25 protein-coding genes are annotated in these 25,965 nt (G+C 69.9%); 15 read left to right on the plus strand and 10 right to left on the minus strand.

Annotated elements, in window-relative coordinates:
* Positions 1–19: 19 nt before the first annotated feature.
* Positions 20–394 carry a nitroreductase family deazaflavin-dependent oxidoreductase gene (locus C8K38_RS04505; protein ID WP_097210771.1) on the minus strand — a complete coding sequence of 125 codons (375 nt, stop codon included), beginning with the start codon at positions 392–394 and terminating at the stop codon, positions 20–22.
* Positions 395–505: 111 nt separating this feature from the next.
* Between C8K38_RS04505 and C8K38_RS04510 the strand changes: the two genes are divergently transcribed.
* On the plus strand, positions 506–1,165 hold the full coding sequence (locus tag C8K38_RS04510; RefSeq protein WP_257017167.1) for a TetR/AcrR family transcriptional regulator: 660 nt from the start codon (positions 506–508) through the stop codon (positions 1,163–1,165).
* Positions 1,166–1,218: 53 nt separating this feature from the next.
* The gene (locus C8K38_RS04515; protein WP_097210773.1) at positions 1,219–1,782 is read left to right on the plus strand and encodes a hypothetical protein; all 564 of its coding nucleotides are present in this window, start codon (positions 1,219–1,221) and stop codon (positions 1,780–1,782) included.
* Between the two features lie 10 nt (positions 1,783–1,792).
* On the opposite strand, the gene C8K38_RS04520 is transcribed toward C8K38_RS04515, so the two are convergent.
* Positions 1,793–3,055 (minus strand): hypothetical protein, encoded by a 1,263-nt coding sequence (locus tag C8K38_RS04520; protein ID WP_097210774.1) that lies wholly within the window; start codon positions 3,053–3,055, stop codon positions 1,793–1,795.
* A 108-nt stretch (positions 3,056–3,163) separates the two neighbouring features.
* Positions 3,164–4,111, minus strand: a complete 948-nt coding sequence (locus tag C8K38_RS04525; protein WP_097210775.1) for an NAD-dependent epimerase/dehydratase family protein — start codon at positions 4,109–4,111, stop codon at positions 3,164–3,166.
* 136 nt (positions 4,112–4,247) lie between these two features.
* Between C8K38_RS04525 and C8K38_RS04530 the strand changes: the two genes are divergently transcribed.
* Together C8K38_RS04530 and C8K38_RS04535 are read left to right on the plus strand one after the other, a co-directional pair.
* On the plus strand, positions 4,248–4,952 hold the full coding sequence (locus C8K38_RS04530) for a TetR/AcrR family transcriptional regulator (protein ID WP_097210776.1): 705 nt from the start codon (positions 4,248–4,250) through the stop codon (positions 4,950–4,952).
* A gap of 63 nt (positions 4,953–5,015) precedes the next feature.
* The gene (locus C8K38_RS04535; protein WP_097210777.1) at positions 5,016–5,621 is read left to right on the plus strand and encodes a YqgE/AlgH family protein; all 606 of its coding nucleotides are present in this window, start codon (positions 5,016–5,018) and stop codon (positions 5,619–5,621) included.
* Between the two features lie 19 nt (positions 5,622–5,640).
* Here C8K38_RS04535 and C8K38_RS04540 read toward each other — a convergent pair whose 3' ends face one another.
* From C8K38_RS04540 to C8K38_RS04550, 3 genes are read right to left on the minus strand one after another with little or no spacing between them, the layout of a single operon-like run.
* Positions 5,641–6,639 carry a bile acid:sodium symporter family protein gene (locus C8K38_RS04540; protein ID WP_097210778.1) on the minus strand — a complete coding sequence of 333 codons (999 nt, stop codon included), beginning with the start codon at positions 6,637–6,639 and terminating at the stop codon, positions 5,641–5,643.
* 28 nt (positions 6,640–6,667) lie between these two features.
* The gene (locus C8K38_RS04545) at positions 6,668–7,636 is read right to left on the minus strand and encodes a DUF1648 domain-containing protein (RefSeq protein ID WP_097210779.1); all 969 of its coding nucleotides are present in this window, start codon (positions 7,634–7,636) and stop codon (positions 6,668–6,670) included.
* Between the two features lie 38 nt (positions 7,637–7,674).
* Positions 7,675–8,154, minus strand: coding sequence for an SdpI family protein (locus C8K38_RS04550; RefSeq protein ID WP_097210780.1), 480 nt, complete (start codon positions 8,152–8,154; stop codon positions 7,675–7,677).
* 129 nt (positions 8,155–8,283) lie between these two features.
* Between C8K38_RS04550 and leuS the strand changes: the two genes are divergently transcribed.
* Positions 8,284–11,130: a leucine--tRNA ligase gene (gene leuS, locus C8K38_RS04555; RefSeq protein WP_097210781.1), complete on the plus strand. Its 2,847-nt coding sequence runs from the start codon at positions 8,284–8,286 to the stop codon at positions 11,128–11,130.
* A 70-nt stretch (positions 11,131–11,200) separates the two neighbouring features.
* On the opposite strand, the gene C8K38_RS04560 is transcribed toward leuS, so the two are convergent.
* Positions 11,201–12,670 carry a lipase family protein gene (locus C8K38_RS04560; protein ID WP_257017171.1) on the minus strand — a complete coding sequence of 490 codons (1,470 nt, stop codon included), beginning with the start codon at positions 12,668–12,670 and terminating at the stop codon, positions 11,201–11,203.
* A gap of 202 nt (positions 12,671–12,872) precedes the next feature.
* On the opposite strand from C8K38_RS04560, the gene C8K38_RS04565 reads away from it, so the two are divergent.
* Positions 12,873–13,247: a nuclear transport factor 2 family protein gene (locus C8K38_RS04565; protein ID WP_077039956.1), complete on the plus strand. Its 375-nt coding sequence runs from the start codon at positions 12,873–12,875 to the stop codon at positions 13,245–13,247.
* Between the two features lie 132 nt (positions 13,248–13,379).
* Positions 13,380–14,597, plus strand: a complete 1,218-nt coding sequence (locus tag C8K38_RS04570) for a heparan-alpha-glucosaminide N-acetyltransferase domain-containing protein (protein ID WP_097210783.1) — start codon at positions 13,380–13,382, stop codon at positions 14,595–14,597.
* Here C8K38_RS04570 and C8K38_RS27495 read toward each other — a convergent pair.
* Positions 14,590–15,201 (minus strand): FAS1-like dehydratase domain-containing protein, encoded by a 612-nt coding sequence (locus C8K38_RS27495; RefSeq protein WP_245221094.1) that lies wholly within the window; start codon positions 15,199–15,201, stop codon positions 14,590–14,592. The genes C8K38_RS04570 and C8K38_RS27495 overlap by 8 nt on opposite strands.
* A gap of 241 nt (positions 15,202–15,442) precedes the next feature.
* On the opposite strand from C8K38_RS27495, the gene C8K38_RS04580 reads away from it, so the two are divergent.
* From C8K38_RS04580 to C8K38_RS04605, 6 genes are all read left to right on the plus strand, one after another.
* The gene (locus C8K38_RS04580; RefSeq protein ID WP_097210784.1) at positions 15,443–16,606 is read left to right on the plus strand and encodes a Rieske 2Fe-2S domain-containing protein; all 1,164 of its coding nucleotides are present in this window, start codon (positions 15,443–15,445) and stop codon (positions 16,604–16,606) included.
* Between the two features lie 48 nt (positions 16,607–16,654).
* Entirely contained in the window at positions 16,655–17,836 is a 1,182-nt protein-coding gene (locus C8K38_RS04585; protein WP_097210785.1) for an acyl-CoA dehydrogenase family protein, read from the plus strand.
* Positions 17,837–17,878: 42 nt separating this feature from the next.
* On the plus strand, positions 17,879–18,784 hold the full coding sequence (gene bphC / locus C8K38_RS04590; RefSeq protein ID WP_097210786.1) for a biphenyl-2,3-diol 1,2-dioxygenase: 906 nt from the start codon (positions 17,879–17,881) through the stop codon (positions 18,782–18,784).
* Positions 18,785–18,895: 111 nt separating this feature from the next.
* Positions 18,896–20,404 (plus strand): FAD-dependent oxidoreductase, encoded by a 1,509-nt coding sequence (locus tag C8K38_RS04595; protein WP_097210787.1) that lies wholly within the window; start codon positions 18,896–18,898, stop codon positions 20,402–20,404.
* 235 nt (positions 20,405–20,639) lie between these two features.
* Positions 20,640–21,503, plus strand: a complete 864-nt coding sequence (locus C8K38_RS04600; protein ID WP_097210788.1) for an IclR family transcriptional regulator — start codon at positions 20,640–20,642, stop codon at positions 21,501–21,503.
* Entirely contained in the window at positions 21,500–22,432 is a 933-nt protein-coding gene (locus C8K38_RS04605; RefSeq protein ID WP_097210789.1) for an alpha/beta hydrolase, read from the plus strand. The genes C8K38_RS04600 and C8K38_RS04605 overlap by 4 nt, the downstream gene beginning before the upstream one ends.
* Positions 22,433–22,436: 4 nt before the next feature.
* Here the strand turns inward: C8K38_RS04605 and C8K38_RS04610 are convergent, their stop codons facing one another.
* Positions 22,437–23,054 (minus strand): PadR family transcriptional regulator, encoded by a 618-nt coding sequence (locus C8K38_RS04610; protein WP_097210912.1) that lies wholly within the window; start codon positions 23,052–23,054, stop codon positions 22,437–22,439.
* A 250-nt stretch (positions 23,055–23,304) separates the two neighbouring features.
* Here C8K38_RS04610 and C8K38_RS04615 point away from each other — a divergent pair, with 250 nt between their 5' ends.
* Positions 23,305–23,802 carry a flavin reductase family protein gene (locus C8K38_RS04615; RefSeq protein ID WP_097210790.1) on the plus strand — a complete coding sequence of 166 codons (498 nt, stop codon included), beginning with the start codon at positions 23,305–23,307 and terminating at the stop codon, positions 23,800–23,802.
* A 9-nt stretch (positions 23,803–23,811) separates the two neighbouring features.
* On the opposite strand, the gene C8K38_RS04620 is transcribed toward C8K38_RS04615, so the two are convergent.
* The gene (locus tag C8K38_RS04620) at positions 23,812–25,407 is read right to left on the minus strand and encodes an AMP-binding protein (RefSeq protein WP_218840952.1); all 1,596 of its coding nucleotides are present in this window, start codon (positions 25,405–25,407) and stop codon (positions 23,812–23,814) included.
* Between the two features lie 183 nt (positions 25,408–25,590).
* Here C8K38_RS04620 and C8K38_RS04625 point away from each other — a divergent pair, with 183 nt between their 5' ends.
* Positions 25,591–25,962 carry a nuclear transport factor 2 family protein gene (locus C8K38_RS04625; RefSeq protein WP_077039968.1) on the plus strand — a complete coding sequence of 124 codons (372 nt, stop codon included), beginning with the start codon at positions 25,591–25,593 and terminating at the stop codon, positions 25,960–25,962.
* Positions 25,963–25,965: the final 3 nt, after the last annotated feature.

Here is a 25,965-nt window from a genome sequence, read left to right on the forward strand (position 1 = left end):
CCACCGCTCCCACCTCTCGTCAGTCCCCGACCAGGTCCATGCGGAGGAACTCGCTGATGCGGAGCAGCCTCGGTGGGCGGGCCACGTCGTCCGAGAGGGCCTGGAACGCCTCGGCCTCCTCGACCAGGCGTGGCGCGGCGAGATCGACCTCCCGCCCATCGACTCGGAGCCGCGCACCGTCGGCCGCCAGGACGTTCTGCACCCAGTCCGAGCGCGATCCGTACACCAGAACGAACAGGTAGCCGCCGTCGACGGGAAAGGCGTCGAGCGGTGTGCGGTAGGTGGCGCCGGAGGTGCGACCCACGTGGGTCAGCACCGGCCACTTCCCGCCCGCGATCGCGCGAGGGTTGAACACCCGCTTGTTGATGTGCCCCCACCACCTCGGCATCGGCATCGGGTTCTCCTTCCCTCGTTCGGTTGATTCCCGGCGGGAGTCCTTACAGATGTAAGGCTGACTTACGCCTGTAAGCTTGTCAACATTTCCGCACCCTGGAGTTGAGCCCTCGTGTCACCATCACCGCAGCCGCCACGGCAACCACTCAGCCGAGATCTCGTGTTGGAGGCCGCGATCCGGGTCGCGGATCGTGGTGGCGTGGAGGCGATCACGATGCGCCGGGTGGCGCAGGAACTCGGCGTGGAGGCGATGTCGCTCTACCACCATGTGCCGAACAAGGACGCGATCCTCGACGGTGTGGTCGACGCGGTGTTCGCGGCGATCGCACTACCCGATGCCCGGTGCGACGACTGGCGCGACGCGATCCGGGTCCGCGCTTCCTCCGCGCGCACTGTCCTGTCACAGCACAGTTGGGCCCTCGGCCTCATGGACTCCCGTCGCAACCCGGGTCCGGCGACGCTACGCCATCACGACGCAGTCCTCGGCGTCCTCCGGGAGGCCGGATTCACGCTGCCGATGGCCGCGCACGCCGTCTCGCTGGTCGACAGCTATATCGGCGGGTTCGTCCTCCAAGAGGCGAACCTGCCGGTGACGACGCCGGGCGATGTCGAGGAAGTGGCGGGCAGCATCCTCGAGCAGCTCCCTGCGGCCGAGTTGCCGTACCTCACCGAGATGATCGTCGACCACGCCCTGCAGCCGGGCTACGACCACACGAGCGAGTTCGGCTACGGCCTGGACCTCATCCTGGACGCGCTCGAGGCCAGGAGGTAGCGCGCAGGAAGTCGCGGTCGGAACCGGCGTCGCCGCTCGCGCGTCCAACACGTATGGGACTGGTGGAGTACTCGTTCGGCACCGGCGAGGGCGCGCCGCGGGACTGGGTGTCCGAGGCGGACCTGGACCTCGGCGGCATCGGGGCCGCGGACGCGGTGAGCCTCGACTTCGACGGCGACGGTCTGCTCGACGACGCGATGTGGGACAGCGACGGGGACGGGGGCGCGGATCGTTCGGTGCTGGACGTGGGTGACGAGGGTCGGTACTTCGAGGACGCCTCGGGTACCGGGGTCTGGGACCTCGAGGTCCCGCCGCCTCCCGCCGAGGCCGGGCACGAGCTGCGCTGGACCGACCCCGGGGGCGTGGACCGTAGAGTGCCGGGCGGCGAGGACGCGCTGCCGGTGGAGGTCGACCTCGACCTCGACGGTGCCCCCGACATCGCGGTGATCGACACCGACGGGGACTCGCTGGTCGACGTCACCCTGCTCCGGTCGGGCCCGGGCGGCCCCTACGCCGCGATCGAGGTCGACGAGCGGTTCGACGGGGCGGCGGACGTGACGCTGTCCGATACTGACGGCGACGGCCGGCTGGACACAGTCGTCCGCGGTTCCGGTTGATCGCGGGCGCTCAGCGTGGCGCCCGACGCAGCGAGTTCGCCGCAACCCCCGCCAGGCCGAGCCCGTACACCGCGGCCCCGGCGAAGACGAGTCCCGGTGAGTGCCCGTCGGGGGCGACCACCGTCGCCGCGGCGGCCAGCGCGCCGATGAACGCCATGTTGAACACGGTGTCCTGCAACGCGAACACCTGCCCGCGCCGGGCGTCGTCGATGTCGATCTGCATCGCCGCGTCCCCGGTGAGCTTGATCGTCTGCCCGGCGAGGCCGAGTAGGAACGCGCCGACCAGCAGCATCGGCTGGGTGAGCCCGGAGATCACCCCCAGTTGCACGGCGGTCGCGAACACCAGCGCGCCCACGACAGTCGGGGACCTGCCGATGCGTGGGATGAGAAACGGGGTGACGGCCGCGGCGAGCAGCATGCCCGCCGCCGCGGCGCCGACCGCGACCCCGAATCCGGCGAACCCGCCCGGCAGCGCGCCCGCATACGAGGGATCCCGGAGGATCAGCACCATGATCAGCGTGTTGATCCCGAACACGATGCGGTGCACGCCGATTCCGATCATCGCGGTGGTGACGCCGGGGGCGCCCCACACGGCGGTGGCCCCGGTGCGCAGGCCTGCCAGCACCGCCCGGACGGCGTCGAGGCCGGTCGGACCCGCATCGGCGAGGTCGCCGGTCGGTCCGAGGCGGTGCGCGGCGAAGCCGACCGCGGCGAGGGCGCCGATCGCGGAACCGACGGAGGCGATGGCGACCGTGAGGCCGGAGCCCCGATCCCCCTCGCCTAGCACTCCGAGGAGCGCGACCGCCGTCCCGGCCCCCGCGGCGGACACCCCGGCCCCCGCGGTCGCCAGCACGGAATTCGTTGACACCAGCCAGGATTGGCGCACCACGTTCGGCAGTGACGCCGAGACCCCCGCCAGCACGAAGCGGCTGACCCCGACCGCGGCGAGCGCGAGCAGCAGCAACGGGGTCTGAGGTCCGCCGGTCAGGAGCACGGCCGCGGCCGCCAGGATCAGGCCGCCGCGCAGCAGGTTCGCCCACATCAGGACGGCGCGCCGGTCCCATCGGTCGAGCAGGGCGCCGGCGAAGGGGCCGACCAGCGAGTAGGGCAGCAGCAGGACCGCGAACCCCGCGGCGATCGCGATGGGATCGGTCTCCCGTTCGGGGTTGAACAGGATGGCGCCGCCGAGCGCGGCCTGGAAGAGCCCGTCGCCGAACTGGCTCGCGAAGCGGACGGTGGTGAGTCGGCCGAGTCCGGGTGACCGGCGCAGCATGGAGCGCAGGCCGCCGTGCTCGCGCGTCGGGTCGGTCGGGGTCGGATCGGGTGGCGTCGACTCCCCCGGCGTCGCGCTTCCCGGCGTCGAGTTCACCACCAGCTGACCCTATCGCGGCGCCGGCGCGAGCTCCCGTGTGCGCCACCACGCGACGGTGGCGGCGGCCGCATCGGCCAGTGGGGTCGGCGCCAGCCCCAGCAGTCGCTCGCTGCGGCCGGAGTCCAGCACGAACGGTCGCTCGAACTGGTACAGCATCTCCGCCAGTTCGCGGCTGTCGCGGTGAACGAGTCCGGCGCCGCGGAGCAGCCAGCCGGGCAGCACGCCGGTCTTCGGGTCAGGCACGCCCGCCGCCGAGGCGTAGGCGTGCACCATCGCGCGCTGGGTGATCGCGGGGCCGGTCGGCGCGTGCAGGACCGAGTTCCACAGCGAGGGGTCGGCGGCCGCGGCGATCATGGCCGCCGCGAGGTCCGGCACGTAGGTGAACGAGTGTGGGGTGTCGAGGCCACCCATGACGCGAACGGTCTTGCCCGACAGAATGATCGGCACCATTCGTTCGCCCGCATGCGCCATCAGCACCCGCGGCCCGAAGAAGTCGGAGGCGGCCACGCTGACAGTGGCGGTGTCCGAGGCCTCGCGCTGGCGCAGCAGTTCGGTGCGGATGCCCAGCTTGCCGTCACGGGCCTCGCGCGGGGTGTCCTCGGTGATGGGACCGTCGACATGCCCGTAGGAGTACAGGCTCTCCGGGCACACCACGACTGCCCCTGCCCGGCCGGCGGCGGCGAGCACGGCCCGCTCTGTGGAGGGCAGCTCGCGACGCCAGGCCTCGGCCGAGTACGCCGAGCCGTGGGTGCAGTGGAACACCGCCGCGGCGCCCTCGAGAGCGGCGTCGAGCGCGCCAGGCACGGAGACGTCGACGCGGAGCCGCTCCACGTTGGGGCGCTCGGGTCCGGAACCGGACCTGGTCAGCACGCGGACCCGGTGTCCCTGTGCCGCCAACTGGTCGGCGACCGTCCATCCGACGGGTCCCGCGCCGGTCACTACCTGCACTGTCGACATCGCAATCACTCCTTGGTGTGGTTTCGGATATTCGAGAGCACTGCTCTCGAAACAACAGTGCGCCGGCTTCGAGAGAATGTCAAGAGCACTGCTCTCTTTTGTTGACAGTGCTCACGAAACCGGTCAGGCTGGGGCGGTGACCGGTACCCCGCGCGAACGCGCACGCGAGCAGACCCTGGCCGACATCACCCGGATCGGCCGGGAGCACCTGGCCAGGGACGGGGCGGCGGCGCTGTCGCTACGCGCGGTCGCCAGGGACCTCGGGGTGGTCTCCTCGGCCGTGTACCGGTACGTGGGCAGTCGCGACGAACTGCTCACCCTGCTCGTCGTGGAGGGATACACCGAGTTGGGTGACGCGGTGGACGCGGCGGTGGCCGCCGTGCCCGCAGGAGATCCGCGTGCCCGGTTGCACGCCGTCGGGCATGCGGTCCGGGACTGGGCGCTGGCGGAGCCGGCGTGCTACGGGCTGCTGTTCGGTAGTCCCGTGCCTGGTTACCGGGCCCCGGCCGAACGCACCACCGGGCCGGGCACCCGCGTCGTCGGCGTGCTGGTCCGAATCTTCGACGACGCCAACCGATCCGGTGAACTCGTTGTCCCACAGACAATTCCGATTGGTGAGTCGCTGCGTGCGAACCTGCGGGCGATCCGGGCGGAGCTGGGTCTCGACCTGTCCGAGGAGGCACTGGCGCGCGGGGTCCTGGCCTGGTCCTCGCTGTTCGGCGCGGTGAACTTCGAGGTGTTCGGTCAGTACGGGGTGGACACCTTCGCGGACCCGCGGGCGCTGTTCGAGCACCATCTGTCGGTGCTGGACGAGATGGTCGGGCTCACCCCGCCGGAGTGAGGCGGCCGGCCGGGCGGCGCGTTACCCGGCACGCGTGTCGTCCGCCGGTGCGATGATTGTCCGGTGGACCACGCAGAAGAACCCGAGGACCGGATGGCGCCGACCGAACCGATCGTGCGCCCGGGCAGCCTGCTGATCTCCTCGACCGAGCTCACCGAGCCGGCCTTCCGCCGCACCGTGGTCTACGTCATCGAGCACAACGACGCGGGCAGCCTGGGTGTGGTGATCAACCGGCCGAGTGAGACCGCGGTGCAGGCGGTGCTGCCCCAGTGGACCGAGCTGTGCGCCAATCCGCGGGCGCTGTTCATCGGCGGCCCGGTGAAGCGGGACTCGGCGCTGTGCCTGGCCACGCTGCGTACCGGCGCGAACATCGACGGGGTGTCCGGGGTGCGCCGGGTGGACGGCCGGGTGGTCATGGTCGACCTCGATTCCGATCCGGACGCCGTCGGCCCGCTCATCGAGGGCGTGCGGGTCTTCGCGGGGTACTCGGGCTGGACCATGGGGCAGCTGGACTCGGAGTTGCAGCGCGACGACTGGACAGTGCTGTCCGCGCTGCCGTCCGATGTGATCGGCCCGCCGCGGATCGATCTCTGGGCGCACGTCCTGCGCCGCCAGCCGCTCCCCCTCGCGCTGCTCGCGACCCACCCGATCGACGTCGACCGGAACTGACCAGCCCGGCCCGCTCGGTTCACCGGCCGGGCGCCGCGCCCGCCGGTTCCGGGTCCTGGCGGCGGGCGAACCGCTGCGCCAGCGCGGCGCAGACGATCAGCTGGATCTGATGGAAGATCATCAATGGCAACACGATCAGGCCGACCGGCTGCCCGGCGAAGAGCACCGAGGCCATCGGCAGCCCGGTCGCGAGCGACTTCTTGGAGCCACAGAAGAGGATCACGATCCGGTCCGGCAGCGAGAACCCGAGCGCGCGCCCGGCGAAGGCCGTCACCCCGAGCACCGTCGCGAGGATCGCGCAGCAGACCGCGACCAGCGCCAGCACCCGCCAGGCGGAGAGCCCGCTCCATGCGTGCTCGTTCATGCCCGCGCTGAACGCCGAGTACACCACCAGCAGGATCGAGCCGCGGTCGACGATCTTGGTCGGTGCGGCATGCCGCTGCAGCCAGCCGGTCACCCACGGCCGGATCAGCTGACCGATGACGAACGGCAGCAGCAGCTGCAGCACGATGTCGACGATCGAGGACGCGTCGACGGTCGCCTCGCCGGTGGTGTTCATCAGCAAGATCACCAGCAGCGGCGTGATGAACACCCCGATGAGATTCGAGAACGACGCGCTGACGACCGCCCCCGCGACGTTGCCGCGCGCGATCGAGGTGAACGCGATGGACGACTGGACCGTCGAGGGCACCAGGCACATGTAGAGCACGCCGGTGTACAACTCGTCGGTGAGGACCGTGGGTGCCAGCACGCGCAGCGCGAGCCCGATCAGCGGGAACAGCAGGTAGGTCGACGCCAGCACCACCGAGTGCAGGCGCCAGTGCTTGAGCCCCTCGAGCGCCTCGCGCGGGTGCAGCCGGGCGCCGTAGAGCAGGAACAGCAGCGCGATCGCGATCTTGGTGGCCCAGTCAAGTGCCGTCTGCCCGCCACCGGATGCGGGGAAGATGCTGGCCACGACGGCCACCGCGATGATCGACAGGATGAACCCGTCGATGTAGAACCTGCTCAAGAACTTCACATCGGTAACGGTAATCCGGGGCCGAATGTCAGCGGTCGGCCAGCCGCCGGTCCGCGAGGGCGTTCAGCGCGCCTGCCATCTCCTCTGCCCGTGGCGTGGTGACCGTCAGCCGCTGCCCGTTCGCGGCGGTGAAGACGACCGCGGGCCCGGTCGTGGTGACCACCCCGTAGTTGCCGCGGCCCTTCAGGCGCAGACCCCATCCGCCGAAATCCCTGGACGGGTTCACCTCCTCGACGTGGGCCCCGGCCAGCTCCTCGATCCCGTACCCGACCGCGGTCATGCCCAGGTTGCGCACCCACAGCCCCGTCTCGTCGAGGGTGACGCGGAAGCGCAGCAGCCCGACCATCAGCACCGAGACCGGCACGAAGACCGCCAGCGGCCACCACGAGCCCGCCCGCGCGCAGAGCCCGGCGGTGATCGCCGCGCCGACCCCGAGCAGCACCGCCGTGGTCATGGGCCCGAGCCCGAGCCGCTGGGTGATCGGCAGGTTCACCTGCCCGCGGGGCAGCCGGGGGTCCGGCGGCATGGTCGCCGAGGATCGTTCGCGATAGTCGCGCAGGGACGAGGCCCCGAGGATGCCGACGGCGGCGCCTGCCACGATCCCGAGCCCGATCCACGACATCGGCAGCGTCACGTTCACGGCCGTAGCGAGATCCAGTTGCGCGGCGAGCAGCGCGATCCACAGGGTGAACAGCAGGCCGACCACGGTCAGGCCGACGATCAGCATCGCGCGGCGCATCATCAGCATCGCGCCCGCGAGGGCGGCGATCGCGCTGGCGCCGCATCCGACGAGGAGGATCACGATCACCATGGTCGCGGCCAGCGACCCGGGCGTGCTGAAGCCGTCGGGGCCGGTCCCGGACCAGTGCGTGGCGATGGTCTCGGGCAGGCGTGCGGACCAGAGCCTGGTGAGCGTCAGGCCTCCGCCGGCCGCGAGCGCGGGCACACCGATGCCGAACAGGACGCCGGCCGGATCGAAGGTCCGGGAATTGCTCATGGGCGCCGATTCAACCAGGTGCTCGCGCGCGGACCCCTTCAGCTGGGCAGGCAGGCGCCCTTGAGGGCGCACGATCCGCAGGAGTCCATGCCGCAGTCCGCGGCGGCCGCGGCGTCGGCAGCGTGGTCGGCGGACTCCGGCTCGGCGGGGCTGCCGCAACCGCAGTCGTGGCCGCAGCCACCGGCAGGGGCGGCCGCGGCGGCTGCGCGGGCTCCCATGGATCCGCCGTACCCGGCGGTGACCAGGGCCGCGACCACGGCGACGGCGACGGCGAGAAGTCCGCCGGCCGTGCCGAAGGCGAGGGCGCCGATACCGCCGATGACCAGCAACAACGCGGCCGCGGCCATGGTGGGCGCGGCGATGCGGTTGGCGAGGCGGAAGGCGTCGTCGCTGGCGAGGGCCTCGGGGGTGGTGACCCCGGCCCAGCGGTTGCGCGGCAGCCGGCCGGCGATCCCGGCGACCGCCACCACGCCGACGGCGAGGGCGACTACGAACAGCACGGTTGCGACGATGACCACGGGTCCAGGGTACGGCGGGGACCGATGACCGGGACTATTCGGGTGACACCTTAGGCTGGTCGACGGTAATCCATGCCCGAGAACCAGCGCCGAGACGCCGAGCTCAGCGCAGAGTAGATAGCGAAACACGTGACCGAGCCAGTGCAGCAGCCAGCGGACGACGCCACCCCTCAGCACCGATACACCGCGGAGCTCGCGGGTCGGATCGAGCGGCGGTGGCAGGAGCTGTGGAGTGAGCGCGGCACCTTCAACGCGCCGAACCCGGTCGGCGATCTCGCCGGGGAGCTGCCCGCGGACAAGCTCTTCGTCCAGGACATGTTCCCGTACCCGTCCGGCTCGGGCCTGCACGTCGGGCACCCGCTCGGCTACATCGCGACCGACGTGTTCGCGCGCTTCCACCGCATGCACGGGCACAACGTGCTGCACACCCTCGGCTACGACGCCTTCGGCCTGCCCGCCGAGCAGTACGCGGTGCAGACGGGCACCCACCCGCGCACCACCACCGAGTCGAACATCGAGAACATGAAGCGGCAGCTGCGCCGGCTCGGGCTCGGCCACGACGAGCGGCGCTCGCTGGCCACCACCGATGTGGACTTCTACCACTGGACGCAGTGGATCTTCCTGCAGATCTTCAACGCCTGGTATGACATCGACCTCAAGCGGGCCCGCCCCATCGCGGAGCTGGAGGCGGAGTTCGAGTCCGGTGCGCGCACCGCCCCGGACGGCCGGTCCTGGACCGCGCTCGACGCGGGTGAGCGCCGCACGGTGATCGACTCGTATCGCCTTGTCTACCGGTCGGATTCGATGGTCAACTGGTGCCCCGGGCTCGGCACCGTGCTGGCCAACGAGGAGGTCACCTCCGACGGTCGCAGCGACCGCGGCAATTTTCCGGTGTTCCGTAAGCATCTGCAGCAGTGGATGATGCGGATCACCGCGTACTCGGACCGCCTCGTCGACGACCTCGAGTTCCTGGACTGGCCGGACAAGGTCAAGGCCATGCAGCGCAACTGGATCGGGCGCTCGCACGGTGCCCAGGTCCGGTTCGGGGTCGACCCGGCGGTCGACGACGTCGCGATCGAGGTCTTCACCACCCGTCCCGACACCCTGTTCGGTGCCACCTACGTCACCCTCGCCCCCGAACACGAGCTGGTCGATCGCCTGGCCTCGGGCTCGTACGCGGACGACGTGGACCCCCGCTGGACCGGCGGCGCGGCCACCCCGGCCGAGGCCGTCGCCGCCTACCGCGCCTCCATCGCCGCGAAGACAGACCTGGAGCGGCAGGAGAACAAGGAGAAGACCGGCGTCTTCCTCGGCGAGTATGCGGTGAATCCCGTGAACGGGCACCGGCTTCCGATCTTCATCGCGGATTACGTGCTCACCGGGTACGGCACCGGCGCGATCATGGCGGTGCCCGGGCACGACCAGCGCGACTGGGAGTTCGCGACCACCTTCGGCCTCGACATCGTCGAGGTCATCGCAGGCGGCGACATCACCGAGGCCGCCTACACGGGCGACGGTCCGCTGGTGAACTCGGACTACCTGGACGGCCTCGACGTCGCGGCGGCCAAAGCCGCCATCACCGCGCGCCTGGAGGCGGACGGCACCGGCAAGGGCACCATCCAGTACAAGCTGCGGGACTGGCTGTTCGCCCGTCAGCGGTACTGGGGCGAGCCCTTCCCGATCGTCTACGGTGCGGACGGCGTCGCGCACCCGCTGCCGGAATCGATGCTGCCGGTGGAACTCCCGGAGGTCGAGGACTACGCGCCGGTCTCCTTCGACCCGAACGACGAGAACTCCGAGCCGTCCCCGCCGCTGGCGAAGGCCACCGACTGGGTGAACGTCGAGCTCGATCTCGGCGACGGACTGCAGAGCTACCACCGCGACACCAACGTGATGCCGCAGTGGGCGGGCAGCTCCTGGTACCAGCTGCGCTACATCGACCCGACCAACAACGACGAGTTCTGCGCCAAGGAGAACGAGCAGTACTGGATGGGTCCGCGTCCCGAGCTGCACGGCCCGAACGACCCGGGTGGCGTCGACCTGTACGTCGGCGGCGTCGAGCACGCGGTGCTGCACCTGCTGTACTCGCGGTTCTGGCACAAGGTCCTCTTCGACCTCGGCTACGTGAGCTCGAGCGAGCCGTACCGCCGGCTGTACAACCAGGGCTACATCCAGGCCTACGCCTACACCGACTCGCGGGGCGTCTACGTGCCCGCGGAGGAGGTCACCGAGCGCGACGGTGAGTACTTCCACGGCGACGAGCCGGTCCACCGCGAGCACGGCAAGATGGGCAAGTCCCTGAAGAATTCCGTTGCGCCGGACGAGATCTGCGAGGAGTACGGCGCCGACACCCTGCGCGTGTACGAGATGTCGATGGGGCCGCTGGACACCTCACGGCCGTGGGCGACCAAGGACGTTGTCGGGTCGCACCGGTTCCTGCAGCGCGTCTGGCGCACGGTCGTCGACGAGGAGACCGGTGAGCTGCGGGTCACCGACGAGGTGCCGACCGACGACACCCTGCGCGCGCTGAACAAGACGATCGACGGCGTCAACGCGGACTACGCCGCGCTGCGCGACAACACCGCGGCGGCCAAGCTGATCGAGCTGAACAACCACCTGACCAAGGAGTACCCGAACGGGGCGCCGCGGTCGGCGGTCGAGCCGCTGGTGCTCATGCTCGGCCCGCTGGCCCCGCACCTCGCCGAGGAGCTGTGGTCCCGGCTCGGGCACGAGACCTCGCTTGCGCACGGTCCGTTCCCGCTGGCCGAGGACAAGTGGCTGGTCGACGACACCGTCGAGTACCCGATCCAGGTCAACGGCAAGCTGCGCAGCCGGCTCACCGTGGCCGCCGACGCCGACCCGAAGTCCATCGAGGCCGCGGCCCTGGCCGACGAGAAGATCGTCGCCCTCCTGGAGGGCAACGCGCCCCGCAAGGTGATCGTGGTGCCGGGCAAGATGGTCAACATCGTCAAGTAGGCGCTCCGCGCCCGTGCGCGGTTAGCGGGTCCAGGGACCCGCTAACCGCGCACAGGTGGCGAAGCCGCCTTCAGCACTCGGTCGGTGCCGGTTCCCCGCGCAGCCGGGCGTCGACCCAGTCGAATGCCCCGGAGTTCCCGGTGAGTTCGCCGAGGATGTGTTCCCCGGGCACCTGCCGGTACAGCGCGCGCACGCCGTAGCCGCACTGCTCGTCGTACAGGTTGCGGGAGCCGAGCGCCGGGATCCAGAACTCTTGCCCGCCGCTGTAGATGTACAGCGGCGTGCCGGACTTACGGTCCGCCATCTTCATCTTCGTGTAGATGTCATGTGCGACAGGTGAATCCAGCGCTTGCTTCACATTCGCGAGTGCTTCGGCCGGTATCCCGAAGACGCCGGCCAGCGCGAGGGTGTTCGCGCATTGGTCCTTGATGGACGTGATGCTCAGCCGCTGTCCGAGAGTGTTGATCAGCGGGAGGATCTCGGGGTTCTCCCTCGTGATCCCGAACAGCGCCGCGAGGAACAGTCCCCCGGCGAGGTTGCCGTTCATGGTGCGTCCGAGCATCTCGAAGTCCGCCGGTATCCCGCCCATCGCGGCGCCGACGATGTCGCCTGCCAGTTCGGGGGCATAGGAGTCGATCAGCTTGACCGCGCCGTGCGTCGCGATCGAACCGCCGGAGTAGCCCATCATGGCGAGCTTGCTGCTGCCGAACTCGGCGGGGAACACGGTGCGCATGCCGCGGATGGTGTCGAGGATCGCGTGCCCGGCGACGAAGGGTTCGGCGTACGCCATCCGGGGGCCCTCGTGATCGGGGATGAGCACCGCGTAGCCGCGTTCCTCGGCCTTCGTGGTGACGGGCCGGAGCAGCTCGAGGAAGTTCTCCGTCGGTGTGATCCCGTTTCCGAGGGTGTGGCCTGGGGTGCAGCTCCGCCCGAGCCCGTTGATCGGCACGTTGTTGACCAGGACCGGCCGCGGTCCCGGGCCGGGCCAGGGCGTGGCGGGTACGACGAGAGTCGCGGTCGCGAACGACGGCGCGCCTGCCGAGTCGGTGCTCTTCACCTTGATCTGGCGCACCTCCCGCACCGGCCCGCGCAGGAGCGCTCGGGCGGCAGGCGTCACATCGCGGGTCTCGATGACCTGGCCGTTGGTCATGCCGGGGAGGCCGGGCGGGTACACGTCGAAGAACGGATCCCCGATCGGTTTGGGCAGCATCTCGGCGCGCAGCGTCTCGAGGGGCGGGGGATCGAGATCGGGCCCCGGGATCACCGAGCCGACCACGCCCGGAATCGCGGACCCCAGCGGTGATCCGGCGGCGGAGCCGGTTCCGAGAGATCCGGTGATCAGCGTCGTCCCGTTCAAGGGCGTGCCGTCCGAGGCGGTGCCGTCGGTCAGGGACCCGGTGCCGATCGAGCCCTCACCTCCGGCGCTGCCGGAGGATTGGGCGACGGCGGTGCCGACCGACGTGCCACCCCCGATCGCGACGCTGACCGCCAAGGCGGCCACACCCATTCGTACCCAGAAACCCCCGTGCTGGATAGGCATGCGCGGCACCGTAACACCGGATTGCCGCGGCCCGAACGGCTTTCGGAGACCACGGTTATCACATCGTGAGCTGCGGTCCACCGAATACGGACGAACCGGACGCGGTGACGGATCGATGCCGGCTCCTCGTTCCATGGAATCCCGTCGGCATCGCCGGTACCCTCGCAACTAGAACAGGTTCTAACAATGAAGGGGTACCGGCATGGCGGCATCACGCGAAGACATCCTGAACACCATCGAGAGCTACGTGAAGTCGGTGGCGGGCGGCACCGTGGACGACGTCCTGGCGCTGTACGCGCCCGGCGCCACCGTCGAGGATCCGGTCGGCACCGACCCGCGGACCACCGAGGAGTCGCTGCGCGAGTTCTACGGCATCATCGAGCCGCTCGAGCAGACCGCCGAGCTCGGCGTCGTCAAGATCGCGGCGGGCACGGCCGCCTTCAATTTCACCCTCACCACCATCATGGGTGATCAGAAGGTCGAGATCTCCGTCATCGATGTGATGACCTTCGACGACGACGCCAAGATCACCACCATGAAGGCGATCTGGGGTCCGGAGGACATGGTCGCCAGCTGACCGCCCGCCCGGGTTCGGCCTGCGGGTCATACTCAGGTCGGACCCGGGATCAGCTCCAGGCCTGACGACAGCTGGCCGTCGCCGCAATACGTTCGGATCGCAACAGAATCACCAGGCGACCGAAAGCGTGTGATGACCCAGATCTTGTCCCAGGCCGAGGCCCCGCCGACTCCCCGCTCACTTACGCGCATAGTGGGCGTGGACGTCGCGCGGGGCCTCGCCGTGCTCGGGATGATCGCCGTGCACACCGCCAGCGCCGAACAGATCGGCGAGTTCGCCTTCTTCGCGCTCAGCGGCCGATCCGCCATTCTCTTCGCGGTCCTCGCCGGGGTGTCGCTGGCCCTCACCACCGGCGGCACCCGCCCGCCCGCGGGGCCAGGGCTGGCCGCGGCGCGCAGGTCCATCGCCGCGCGGGCTCTCGCCCTCTTCGTCCTCGGCCTCGTCCTCACCCAGCTCGGTTCGCCGGCGATGGTCATCCTCGCGACGTACGCGGTCCTGTTCCTGATCGCGCTGCCGCTGCTGCGGCTGAGCTGGCAGTGGCTGGCCGCCGCCGCGGCCGTGGCCGCCGTCGCGGGCCCGCTGCTCTCGTTCGCCATCCGTTCGCACGTGGCGGTGCCCGACACCTTCGGGGAGACCGCGCGATTCGACATGCTCACCTCGGTGGACGGGATCCAGCACCTCGGTTCGGTGATCCTGCTGCAGGGCACCTACCCGGTGCTCACCTGGGTGCCGTTCCTGCTCGCGGGCATGGCCATCGGTCGCTGGGGCCTGCGGCGTGAGCGGGCGGGCCTCATCCTGGTCGCGCTCGGCTCGGCGCTGGCCGTGCTCGGGCTCGGCGGGTCCTGGGTGGCGCTGAACCTGTTCGGCGGCAAGGACGCGTTGGTGGCCCACCTGGACGAGGTGATGCCGGGCGAGGGCGCCCAGCTGCTCGCGGACCTGCTCCGCATGGGGAGCTTCGGCACCGTCGGCACCGATCCCTGGCAGTGGATGCTCACCAGCACCCCGCACGGCGGCACCGTGTTCGAGGTACTGGGGTCCGGCGGCGTGGCCGTCGCCGTTCTCGGCCTGTGCCTGCTCGCGGCGAGGGTCGCCCCGCGAATCCTGGTGCCGCTGGCCGCGCTCGGCTCGATGCCGCTGACGATCTACGCCGGGCACATCGTCGCGCTGGCGCTCCTGCTGCGCACCGAGTCGTTCACTCAGTCGTGGGCGACCCTGCTCTGGTTCCTGGCGGTACCCCTGGTCTTCGCGACGCTGTGGCGGCGCTACCTCGGGCGGGGTCCGCTCGAATGGGCGCTGAACAAGATCGGGGCGGGCGCCGCCCGGCTCGGCTCCCGGCCCGCGGTCAGCTAGCGCGCGCGAACGTCGCCCAGGCCTTGGCGGCGACCGCGCCGCCGGGCCGGGTCGCGGTGAGCACCACGTCCACCCGCGGCTCGCCGTCCTGGACGTACTCCTGCAGCACCTCGCCGGAACAGGCCAGGGTGTCCGCGGCCGACACCCGCTCCAGGAACCGGGTCCGGAACCGCCGCACCGACTCCGGGCCCAGCCAGTCGGTGGCGAAGTTGGCCAGCAGGCCGGAGGCGACGGCATCGGTCGCCGAGCCGTGCGACCAGGAGTCGGCGATCAGCCTGCCCTCGGCGTCGCGGAACTCGGTCAGCTGCTCGGACTCGTTGCCGCGGGAGTGCACGTTGAGCCGATCGCCCGCCCGCGGCGGGGGGCCGAAGAACCGGCAGTCCTGCTCGGCGGGCATGGCCTGCTGATCCGGCCTGGCCGACCCCGGCACGAACCCTTCGGAGCAGAGGTAGGTCGGCGGCACCACCGGGCGCTCGGCGTCGCGGTACGCGCCGTGGGTGGAGCGGATGGCCTCCGCGAACTCGAGGATCTTGCCGCGCTCCAGGTCGACGGTGATGCCGGTGAACGGCGCCCCCACCGGGCTCGCTGCGGTTGTGGTGATCATCGATCCGCACCTCCTTCGATCAGTTCGGATACCGCGACGTTAGGTCCGCGCGAGGGTTCGACGGCATCCCCTTCCCGCTGATCGGGAGACCCCGGGCACCGGCTTGCTGGGCGGGGGCGAAATCGTCCCGGTCAGCGGGAAGGCCCCATGAACTCGCATGCCGTCGCCCCGAAGTATGAGGCGCATCACATCAGTGCGTTTCTCGAGCGCGTTTGTCTCGAGAGTGAGAGAAGAGGTGGCAATGGCGCTGCAATCCAAGTCCGAAGCCGACGAGGTCAGGATGATCGAGGCGGCGGCGGCCCCTACCCGGTTTGCCCGCGGGTGGCACTGCCTTGGCCTGCTGAAGTCATTCCAGGACGGAAAGCCGCACGAGGTCAAGGCATTCGGCACCTCGCTGGTGGTGTTCCAGTCGGAGTCGGACGGCAAGATCAACGTGCTCGACGCGTTCTGCCGGCACATGGGCGGCAATCTCGCCCAGGGCACCGTCAAAGGTGACTCGATCGCCTGCCCGTTCCACGACTGGCGCTGGGGCGGCAACGGCAAGTGCACCGACATCCCCTACGCCCGCCGCGTTCCCCCGCTCGCGCGCACCCGCTCCTGGCCGACGCTCGAGCGCAACGGCCAGCTGTACGTGTGGCACGACCCGCAGGGCAGCAAGCCCACCGATGAGGTGACCATCCCCGAGATCGAGGGCTTCGGCTCCGACGAGTGGACCGCCTTGACCTGGAACTCCATGCTGATCGAGGGCTCGCACTGCCGCGAGATCGTCGACAACGTCGTGGACATGGCGCACTTCTTCTACGTGCACTACTCGTTCCCGCGTTTCTTCAAGAACGTCTTCGAGGGCCACGTGGCCACCCAGTACATGCGCTCCACCCCGCGGCACGACATCTCGGTCGGCACCAGCTACGACGATCCGAACTCCACCCTGCGTTCGGACGCCTCGTACTTCGGTCCGTCCTACATGATCGACTGGCTCTGGAGCGATGCCAAGGGCATGACGATCGAGACGGTCCTCGTCAACTGCCACTACCCGGTCGACGAGAACTCCTTCGTGCTGCAGTACGGCGCGATGGTCAAGAAGCCGCAGGGCATGTCGGACGAGGCGGCCGAGGGCATGGCCGAGCAGTTCGCCGAGGGCGTCGAGATGGGCTTCGAGCAGGACGTCGAGATCTGGAAGAACAAGGCGCCCATCGACAACCCGCTGCTGTCCGAGGAGGACGGCCCCGTGTACCAGCTGCGCCGTTGGTACAAGCAGTTCTATGTGGATGTCGAGGACATCACCGAGGACATGACCAAGCGCTTCGAATTCGAGATCGACACCGATCGGGCCGTGAAGAGCTGGGAGGCGGAGGTCGCCGAGAACATCGCCAACGGCGTCGTCCCGCTCCAGAGCAACGCCTGAACCACCACCGACTTCCAGCCTCACAGCTAGACAAGAAGGAACATCACCATGACCAACAAGGCCATCGACAACCTCATCGAGATCGCGGATCAGATTCGCGACCAGGCAACGGAGGCCGAGCGGATCGGCCGCCTGCCCGACGACACGGCGAAGAAGCTCAAGGCGGCAGGCCCGATCAAGCTGCTGCAGCCCAAGCAGTACGGCGGCTTCGAGGCGCATCCCCGCGAGTTCTCCGAGACCGTGATGAAGGCGGCCTCGCTCGATCCGGCCACCGGCTGGGTGTGCGGCATCGTCGGCGTGCACCCCTGGCAGCTGGCCTTCGCGGACCCGAAGGTCCAGGAAGAGATCTGGGGCCAGGACCACGACACCTGGGTGGCATCGCCGTACGCGCCCACCGGCATCGCCAAGCCGGTCGACGGCGGCTACATCTTCAACGGCCGCTGGCAGTTCTCCTCCGGCACCGATCACTGTGACTGGATCTTCCTCGGCGCCATGGAAGGCGACAAGGACGGCAACATGGCGCTGCCGCCGCGGATGCTGCACATGATCCTGCCGCGCAAGGATTACGAGATCGTCGAGGATTCCTGGAACGTCGTGGGCCTCAAGGGAACCGGCTCCAAGGACATCATCGTCCGGGATGCCTTCGTGCCCTCCTACCGGGTGATGGACGGCGACGAGGTGATCAACGGGACCGCGCAGAAGAACGCCGGGATGACCGAGACCCTCTACAAGATGCCCTGGTCCAACATGTTCCCGCTCGGCATCTCCTCCGCCGTCATCGGTATCGCCGAGGGCGCCCTGGCCGCGCACCTGGACTACCAGCGTGACCGGGTCGGGGCGCAGGGCACCGCGGTCAAGGACGACCCGTACGTGCTCTTCGCGATCGGCGAAGCCGCCGCGGACATCAACGCCGCCCGCCAGGAACTGCTGGCGAACGTCGACAAGATGTGGGAGATCGTCGAATCCGGCAAGGAGGTCTCCTTCGCGGATCGCGCGGCCGGTCGTCGCACCCAGGTTCGTGCCGCCTGGCGCGCCGTCGGCGCCGTCGACCAGATCTTCGCCCGCTCCGGCGGCAACGCGCTGCGCATGGACAAGCCGCTGCAGCGATACTGGCGTGACGCGCACGCCGGCCTGGCCCACGCCATCCACGTGCCCAGCACCGTCTACCACGCTTCCGCGGTGAGCTCGCTCGGTCTCGACCCGGCCGACAACCTCAAGTCGATGATCTGATCCGGTCCCGCACAAGCACTGAAAACAGAAGAAGGACAACACATGACTGACATCAAGGGCTTGGGCTACATCAAGGTCCAGACCAACGACATGGAGCGCTGGCGCAAGTTCGCGTTCGAGGTGCTCGGCTTCGCCGAGGGCTCCGGTCCGGACGAGAACGCCATCTACCTGCGGATGGACGAGCGCGCCGCGCGCATCGTCGTCGTGCCGGGTGACACCGACGAGGTCGTCACCATCGGCTGGGAGGTGCGCGACCACGCCGCCCTGGTCCGCGTGCAGGAGGCCGTCGAGGCCGCGGGTATCGCGGTCAAGCCTCTCGCGCTGGAGGAGGCCGACGCCCGCCGGGTCGAGGAGGTCATCACCTTCCAGGATCCGACCGGTGCCACCCTCGAGATCTTCCACGGCGCGGTCCTCGACCACAGCCCGGTCGTCACCCCGTTCGGTGCCAAGTTCGTCACCGGCGCACAGGGTCTCGGCCACGTGGTGCTGCCGGTGATGGACATCAACGGTGCGTTCGCCTTCTACACCGAGGTGCTCGGGTTCCTGCCTCGCGGCGCCTTCCGCATCCCGGCTCCGCCGGAGTTCGGCCCGATGCGGGTGCGCTTCATGGGCGTCAACGAGCGCCACCACAGCCTGGCGCTGTGCCCCGCCCCGCACGGCGGTGCCCCCGGCCTGGTGCACATCATGGTCGAGGTCGACACCCTCGACGCGGTCGGTCAGGCGCTCGACCGCGTCGTCAAGGACGGCTTCTCGGTCTCCTCGACCCTGGGCAGGCACACCAACGACAAGATGGTCTCGTTCTACGTTCGCGCTCCCGGAGGCTGGGACATCGAGTTCGGAACCGAGGGCATGCGGGTCGACGAGAAGTACTACTCCTCGGAAGAGATCACCGCCGACAGCTACTGGGGCCACGACTGGTCCGGCAGCGAGCCCCTGGCGGCTATGTAGTCACACCCCCCCCTCACTTCGCGCGCGGTCCCACCGTTCGTGTGCTTCACCAGAGCACAGGCACCGGGTCCGCGCGCGAGGTGTATCCAGACCCAGATCGAGAGGACCGCAATGACGAGCAATACCGTGACCGTCCATCCGAGGTCGGCCGACGAGATCGAACAGTGGGACCACGAGGCCGATGTGGTGGTGGCGGGGTTCGGCGTTGCCGGCGCGTCCGCGGCCGTGGCCGCGGCCCAGGAAGGCGCCGACGTGCTGGTGCTCGAGCGCACCGGCGGATGGGGTGGCGCGGCCGCGATGGCAGGCGGGTTCATCTACCTGGGCGGCGGCACCCCCCTCCAAAAGGCCTGTGGCTTCGATGATTCCGTCGAGAGCATGAAGGCCTTCATGACGGCGGCGCTCGGCCCCGGCGTGGACGCGGAGAAGATCGACGCGTATTGCCAGGGCAGCGTGGACCACTACGGCTGGCTGGTCGAGTGCGGCGTGCCGTTCAAGGCGAGCTTCTGGGGTGAGCCGGGCTGGGAGCCGCCGGGCGACGACGGTCTGCAGTACACCGGTGGCGAGAACGCCGCGCCGTTCGCCGCGACCATCCCGCCTGCCCCGCGCGGGCACGTGCCGCAGATGGCGGACAAGCAGTCCGGCGGCGAGCGCGGTGGCGGCTACATGTTGATGAAGCCGCTCACCGACACCGCGGCCGAGCTCGGCGTGCGCTCGGTCTACGACATCCGCGTGCAGGCGCTGGTCACCGACGACAGCACCGATGGCCCCGAGGCTTCGCCCGAGGGGATGGGCCGGGTGGTGGGCGTGGTGGCGACGCAGTACGGGAAGGAGATCGCCATCCGGGCCCGCCGCGGCGTCGTGCTCGCAACCGGCAGTTTCGCCTACAACGACCGGATGGTCGAGGCGTACGCGCCTCGGCTGGTCGGCCGTCCCGCCGCCTCGATCGAGGAGCACGACGGCCGCGCGATCCTGATGGCGCAGGCGCTCGGCGCGGACCTGGCGCACATGGACGCCACCGAGGTCGCGTTCTTCTGCGACCCGCAGCTGTTCATCCGCGGCATCCTGGTCAACGGCCGGGGGCAGCGCTTCATCAACGAGGACACCTACCCCGGCCGGGTCGGGCAGGCGACCCTGATCGAGAACCAGAACCAGGCGTTCCTGGTGATCGACGAGGCCGCGTACGAGGAGGCGTTGACCACCCCCACCGCCACCCCGTTCCTGCGGCATCAGCCGACGTGGGTCTGCGAGACGGTCGAAGAACTCGAGGCGGAGATGGGGCTGCCCACGGGGACCCTGCAGTCCACCGTCGAGGTCTACAACCGGCACGCTGCGAATGGTGAGGACCCGGTGCTCGGCAAGAAGCCGGAATGGGTCAAGCAGATCGGGTCGCCGGTCGCGGCGATCGACCTGCGCGGGTTCACCGGCGGGTTCACCCTCGGCGGGCTGCGCACCAGCGTCGACTCCGAGGTTCTGCACGTCTCGGGTGCGCCGATTCCCGGCCTGTTCGGCGCCGGCCGGTGCACCGCGGGGGTGTCCGCGGGCGGGTATGCCAGCGGTGCGTCGCTCGGCGACGGCAGCTTTTTCGGCCGCCGTGCGGGCCGGTCCGCCGCCAAGGGCTGATCCCACTGAACGGACGATAACCGCTGGTCAACAGCAAAGGGCCCCGGGTCGAGTCAATCGACCCGGGGCCCTTTGCCGTCCCGTGACAGAAAACGAACCACTCGGTCGTGTGTGACAGCCGACACAAGCTCGTGCTATCAATAGTCATATTCCTAATCGAAACACCCCGGTCGGACCCCCAGCCGATCGTCGCACCAACCCGGCGCCCCCTGCCGCAGCACTCCCGGAGGACCCCATGACAACTTTGGTCGACGCCAGCACCCCGAGCGCCGTACTCGATCGCGTCTCGCTCGTTCTGGATGCCTTCGACGGACCGGGCCGGCTGACGCTCGCTCAGGTGGTTCGGCGCACCGGGCTGCCGCGCTCCTCGGCACACAGGATGCTCGAGCGGCTCGTCCACCTCCGCTGGCTGCGCAGGCAGGGTCGCGACTACGAGCTGGGCATGCGCCTGGTCGAGCTCGGCTCCCTCGCGGTGCACCAGGATCGGATGCACCGGGCCGCGCTGCCCTTCCTGCACGAGCTGCACCGGGTGACCGGCCACGTCGTCCACCTGGCGATCCTCGACGGGCCCGACGTGGTGTACCTCGAGAAGATCGGTGGCCGGATGGCCGCAGCCATCCCGACCCGCGTCGGCGGCCGCTACCCCGCGCACTGCACCGGGGTGGGCAAGGCGATCCTCGGGTTCGCGGGCGAGGCCCAGCTCGCGGCTCTCGACGGCGACCTCCTCAGCCGCAAGACCAAGTACTCCATCTCCACGGGGGCCCAGCTCCGCGCCGAGCTGGCCAAGGTGCGCGAGCAGGGCATCGCCTACGAGCGCGAGGAGTCGCTGCCCGGGTTCGGCTGCGTGGCGGCCCCGATCGGGAACATCGGCGAGGCGGTCGCGGCCGTCTCGATCTGCGGGCCGGTCTCGCAGATGAAGCTCGACCACCGGCTGGCCGCACCCGTGCGGATGACCGCGCTGGGAATCTGGCGCAACATCGAGGGCGGCCCGGTCCGGGTCCAGCCGACTCTGCAGCAGCAGCCGCGCCCCATCCTCGGCGGGCCGTCGGCCCACCGCGCCCGCCCCGCGGCGGCCCCGACGGATCTGCAGTACGCATGAGCGTCGACGCCGAGGTGGCAGCGATCCTCGACGCGCTCAATGCCGGCTTCCCGAAGGTCGAGACGATGACCGGCGCGCAGGCGCGCGCCGCGATCCGGGCCAGGCTGGTGGTGCCGGATCAGCCGGAGCCGGTCGCCGAGGTCGCCGAACGTGTGCTCCCCGGTCCCGGCTCTGACCTGCCGGTCCGGATCTACCGGCCCGTGGCCACCTCGGGTGCAGAGGCCCCGATCGTGGTGTTCGCGCACGGCGGCGGGTTCGTCTTCTGCGACCTGGACACCCACGACGGGATCTGTCGGGCGATGGCCAACGGCGTCGGGGCGATCGTGATCTCGGTCGACTACCGGCTGGCCCCGGAGACGCGGTGGCCCGCCGCCGCCGAGGACGTCTACGCCGTGGTGGCGTGGGCGGCCGACCACGCGGCGGAACTCGGTGGCGACGCCGGCCGCATCGTGGTCGCCGGGGACAGCGCCGGTGGCAACCTGGCCGCGGTGACCGCGCTCATCGCCCGTGAGCGTGGCGGCCCGGCCCTCGCGGCGCAGCTGCTGCTGTACCCGGTGATCGCCGCGGACTTCGAGACCGATTCCTACCGGGAGTTCGCGACCGGGCATTTCAACACCCGTGCCGCGATGCAGTGGTACTGGGACCAGTACGTCGCGGTCGAGGACCGGGATCACCCGCATGCCTCTCCCCTACGCGCGGAGCTCGCCGGCCTGCCGCCGGCCGTGGTGGTGACCGCGGGCTGTGACCCGCTCCGCTCGGAGGGTGACGCCTTTGCGGATGCCCTTGCCGCCGAGGGTGTTCGGGTCAATCATCGTCGATACGACGGGGCGATTCACGGGTTCATGACGATGGGCATGCTGGCCCTTGCGCGCACAGCGCAGAAGCAGGCGTGGGCGGACATGAGGGAAATCCTCGACCCGGCCCGCTAGGGGCTCACTCGAGGTCGGGGTTCTCCGACTCGGTCTCGACCTCCACCTGGCGCCAGGCGCCGGGGGTCGGCTTCGGGAAGCCGGCGTCGTCGCCGTCCTTGACCTGTGCGAGGACGGCGTCGGCCTTGTCGATGTCGGCGATCAGCTGCTCGGCCAGATCGCGCTCGGCGGCGTAGTACCGCTCGGCCCACCGCAGCACGATCTGCGAGTACGCCCATGCCGGTTCCTTGTCCGCGCCGGAGGCATCGGCCGCGGCGCGCCGTTCCATCTTCGACACGTACTCGATGTGCTCGCGGAGGATCTCCTTGAGCCGTTCCGGTTTGTTCAGGTGCCCGAGCCAGATGCGAAGCATCACACCGTGTTTGAGAATGGGCGGATCGATCGGCGCCTCGTTGGACCAGCGCCCGACCGCGGCGGTGCCCGCCTCGGTGATCTTGTAGAGGCGGCGGCCGCGGACGCCGTTGTCGTGCTGCACCCGGGAGGTCACGAAACCGTGCTTCTCGAGCTTCTTCAGCTCCGTGTAGACCTGGCTGAACGACGGGCTCCAGTAGAAGAACTTGATGCTCCAGTCGGCCCACTTCTTGAGCTCGTAGCCGGACAGCTCCTCGTCGAACGCGAGCATGCCGAGTACGGCCCAGCTGGTCGCGGGCAGATTGGGTAGGTCGGACTCGGAGGCCGGTTCGGTCGGTGCCACCTGGGGAGCCTAACAACTGGACAGATGACCTGGACAAGGCAAGCTACCACTGACCGGGAACCTGGATGGTGCCGCGCACAGGGTGTGGCGATCCTGGTTGTTGCCCGTTTCATCAGGAGGAACCGCAATGAGTGCAGAGATCACAGCCGTCGCGTCGAGGCGAGCGGAGCGACGGGGGATGTCAGAGCAGGACGCTCTCTCGGCTCCCGACGCCGCCACACTGAGAAAGGTGATGGGGCACTTCTGCACCGGCGTCGCGGTGATCGCCGCCCACGACGGCGACCGGCCCCTCGGGTTCGCCTGCCAGTCGGTGGTGTCGGTGTCGCTGGATCCGCCGTACATCTCGTTCTGCCCCGCGAAGACCTCCACCAGCTGGCCGTTGCTGCGGGAGGCCGGTTCGCTGTGCATCAACATCCTCGCCCACGATCAGAAGGACGTCTGCTCGACCTTCGCGGTGAGCGGCGGCGACAAGTTCGCCCAGGTCGACTGGAGCCCGGCGGGCAACGGCGCCCCGGCGCTCGGCGGCGCGCTCGCGAGGATCGAGGCCACGGTCGAACTCGAGCACGACGCGGGCGACCACACCATCGTGCTCGCCCGGATCACCGACCTGACCGCGGATGCCGAAGGCAGGCCCCTGCTGTTCTTCAAGGGCGGGTTCGGCGGGTTCTCGGAGTAGCCACGCGCCTCAGGCGGTGCCGCGGTGCTCCGCGCGCCGCTGCAGGGCCAGCTCGCGCAGCGCTCGCCGGGATGGCTTGCCCGCGGCGATCCGCGGCATCTCGCTGAGCAGGATCACCTCGGATGGCACCTTGTAGCCGGCGAGCGCATCGCGACAGTGCTCGATCAGCTGCCGTCCGGTCACACTGTGCCCGGGGCGCGGGACCGCATACGCGATCCCGCGCTCCCCCATGCGCTCGTCGGGCACCCCGACGACCGCGACCTCGCCGACCGCCGGGTGCCGGCTCAACACCTGCTCCACCTCGGAGGGGTACACGTTGAAGCCGCCGACGATGAACATCTCGCCGATCCGGTCGACGATCCGCAGTTCCCCGTTCTCGAGCACCCCCACGTCGCCGGTGTGCAGCCAGCCGTCGCCGTCGAGAGTTCTCGCGGTGGCCGGCTCGTTCTCGAAGTAGCCCGACATCACGTTGTATCCGCGGACCAGGACCTCGCCCGAGGTGCCGTCCGCGACGGCGTTCCCCTCGGCGTCGACAACGCGCAGCTCCACCCCCGGCAGCGGCGGTGCGGCGAGTGAGACGGTCTGTGGTTCGGGGTGTCTCGCGGTCACGGTGCCGCTGGCCTCGGTGAGTCCATAGCCGGTGACGATCAGGGGGATGCCCAGCACCCGGCGGATGTGGTCGAGCAGCGGGGCCGCCACCGTCGCCGCGCCGGTGACCGCGAGCCGCGGGGTGTGCGCCCGCGGGTCTCGCTCCGCGGGCGAGGCGGCGATCAGATCGGTGAACAGCGTCGGCGGCCCGGACAGCACGGTGATCCGTTCGGTCGCGATCCGGGTGAGCGCGGCCGCCGGGTCGAACACGTCCACGGCGACGTAGCAGCCGCCGGCGGCCAGCGCCGCCAGCAGGCCGGCGTTGAGGCCGAACGAATGCGACAGCGGGGTCACCCCCAGGATCCGGTCGCCGCTGCCGATCCCCAGCCGCCCGGACAGGGCCCGGTACACGCGCACCAGTTGTCCGTGCCGGAGCATCACGCCCTTGGCCGGACCGGTCGAGCCGGACGTCGACATGATGTAGGCGAGGTCGTCGGGCCCGGGCGGTCCCGGCCGGTGGTGCGCCCGCAGGTCGACGGTGCGTGGCTTCGCCGCGCACCCGAGGAACTGCGCCCAGCTCGCGATGTGCAGGTCCGGCTCACGGTGGAAATCGACGATCCGCTCCAGATCCGGGAGACCGAGCACCGGCCGGCCGGGTCCGGATTCTCCTGCGGCCGCCCGGAGCATCGCGGCGTAACCGGTGCCGAGGAACCCGTCGTCAACGAAGAGCACCCGGCTCCGGGTCGTGCGCAGCTGATGCGCGGCCTCGGTGCCGCGAGCCCTGGTGTTGACGGGCACCACCACCGCGCCGATGGAATGGGCGCCGAGGGCGACCACCGCCCATCGCGCGGAGTTCGGCGCCCACAGGGCGATGCGGTCGCCGTGCCGGATCCCGCTGGCGGACATCGCCATCCCCGCGCGGGAGGCGGCCGCCGCGAGCTGTTCGTAGGTGAGCCGCTCCCGTCCGTCCACGACGGCCTCGCGTTCGGGGTGGCGCCGCGCGGACTCGCTCAGCACAGCCCATATCGTGTCGGGGGAAATGTCGCCGACGGTCATAACCGAGGGACCGTACCGGACATCGGGGCACCTCTGTTCCGCTGGTCGGCGGTCTCCCGCTGGGCGGGAAGGCCGGGGGGCACGTGCGGGCCGTTGTGGCTACCGTCACACGTACAGACCGTACCCATATGCCCGGGAGAGATCATGGCCTCAGCAGACGACATCCGTTCGACGGTGTCGAAGTACCTCGACGCGGTGGGGGGCGGAACGTCGGCCGACGTCGCCGCCCTGTACGCGGACGACGCCACCCTCGAGGATCCGGTCGGCACCGAGCCGCTGGTCGGCCGCGAGGCCATCGAGAAGTTCTACAGCGCGCTGGACGCGGTGCAGAACAAGACCGAACTGCTCTCCATCCGGGTCGCGGGCAACTCGGCCGCCTTCGCGTTCCGGGTGGTCACCGACACCGGCGAGCAGACCATCACGATCGAACCGATCGACGTCATGACCTTCGACGACCAGGCGCGGATCACCAGCATGCGCGCGTTCTGGTCGCAGGACGACATCAGCTTCGGCTGAGTA

The sequence above is a fragment of the Rhodococcus sp. OK611 genome, assembly GCF_003050885.1.
GTDB classification, from domain to species: domain Bacteria; phylum Actinomycetota; class Actinomycetes; order Mycobacteriales; family Mycobacteriaceae; genus Rhodococcus_G; species Rhodococcus_G oryzae.

What these genes read in the sequence shown, in the direction of transcription:
- C8K38_RS04520 (WP_097210774.1), bottom strand. Translation starts at nt 3,055, where the DNA reads ATGCTGCGCCGGTCACCCGGACTCGGCCGACTCACCACCGTCCGCTTC.
- C8K38_RS04595 (WP_097210787.1), top strand. Translation starts at nt 18,896, where the DNA reads ATGACGAGCAATACCGTGACCGTCCATCCGAGGTCGGCCGACGAGATC.
- C8K38_RS04545 (WP_097210779.1), bottom strand. Translation starts at nt 7,636, where the DNA reads ATGAGCAATTCCCGGACCTTCGATCCGGCCGGCGTCCTGTTCGGCATC.
- C8K38_RS04600 (WP_097210788.1), top strand. Translation starts at nt 20,640, where the DNA reads ATGACAACTTTGGTCGACGCCAGCACCCCGAGCGCCGTACTCGATCGC.
- C8K38_RS04525 (WP_097210775.1), bottom strand. Translation starts at nt 4,111, where the DNA reads ATGTCGACAGTGCAGGTAGTGACCGGCGCGGGACCCGTCGGATGGACG.
- C8K38_RS04585 (WP_097210785.1), top strand. Translation starts at nt 16,655, where the DNA reads ATGACCAACAAGGCCATCGACAACCTCATCGAGATCGCGGATCAGATT.
- C8K38_RS04505 (WP_097210771.1), bottom strand. Translation starts at nt 394, where the DNA reads ATGCCGATGCCGAGGTGGTGGGGGCACATCAACAAGCGGGTGTTCAAC.
- C8K38_RS04610 (WP_097210912.1), bottom strand. Translation starts at nt 23,054, where the DNA reads ATGCTCGCGTTCGACGAGGAGCTGTCCGGCTACGAGCTCAAGAAGTGG.
- C8K38_RS04565 (WP_077039956.1), top strand. Translation starts at nt 12,873, where the DNA reads ATGGCGGCATCACGCGAAGACATCCTGAACACCATCGAGAGCTACGTG.
- C8K38_RS04615 (WP_097210790.1), top strand. Translation starts at nt 23,305, where the DNA reads ATGTCAGAGCAGGACGCTCTCTCGGCTCCCGACGCCGCCACACTGAGA.
- C8K38_RS04605 (WP_097210789.1), top strand. Translation starts at nt 21,500, where the DNA reads ATGAGCGTCGACGCCGAGGTGGCAGCGATCCTCGACGCGCTCAATGCC.
- bphC (WP_097210786.1), top strand. Translation starts at nt 17,879, where the DNA reads ATGACTGACATCAAGGGCTTGGGCTACATCAAGGTCCAGACCAACGAC.
- C8K38_RS04625 (WP_077039968.1), top strand. Translation starts at nt 25,591, where the DNA reads ATGGCCTCAGCAGACGACATCCGTTCGACGGTGTCGAAGTACCTCGAC.
- C8K38_RS04570 (WP_097210783.1), top strand. Translation starts at nt 13,380, where the DNA reads ATGACCCAGATCTTGTCCCAGGCCGAGGCCCCGCCGACTCCCCGCTCA.
- C8K38_RS04580 (WP_097210784.1), top strand. Translation starts at nt 15,443, where the DNA reads ATGGCGCTGCAATCCAAGTCCGAAGCCGACGAGGTCAGGATGATCGAG.
- C8K38_RS04515 (WP_097210773.1), top strand. Translation starts at nt 1,219, where the DNA reads ATGGGACTGGTGGAGTACTCGTTCGGCACCGGCGAGGGCGCGCCGCGG.
- C8K38_RS04560 (WP_257017171.1), bottom strand. Translation starts at nt 12,670, where the DNA reads ATGCCTATCCAGCACGGGGGTTTCTGGGTACGAATGGGTGTGGCCGCC.
- C8K38_RS27495 (WP_245221094.1), bottom strand. Translation starts at nt 15,201, where the DNA reads ATGATCACCACAACCGCAGCGAGCCCGGTGGGGGCGCCGTTCACCGGC.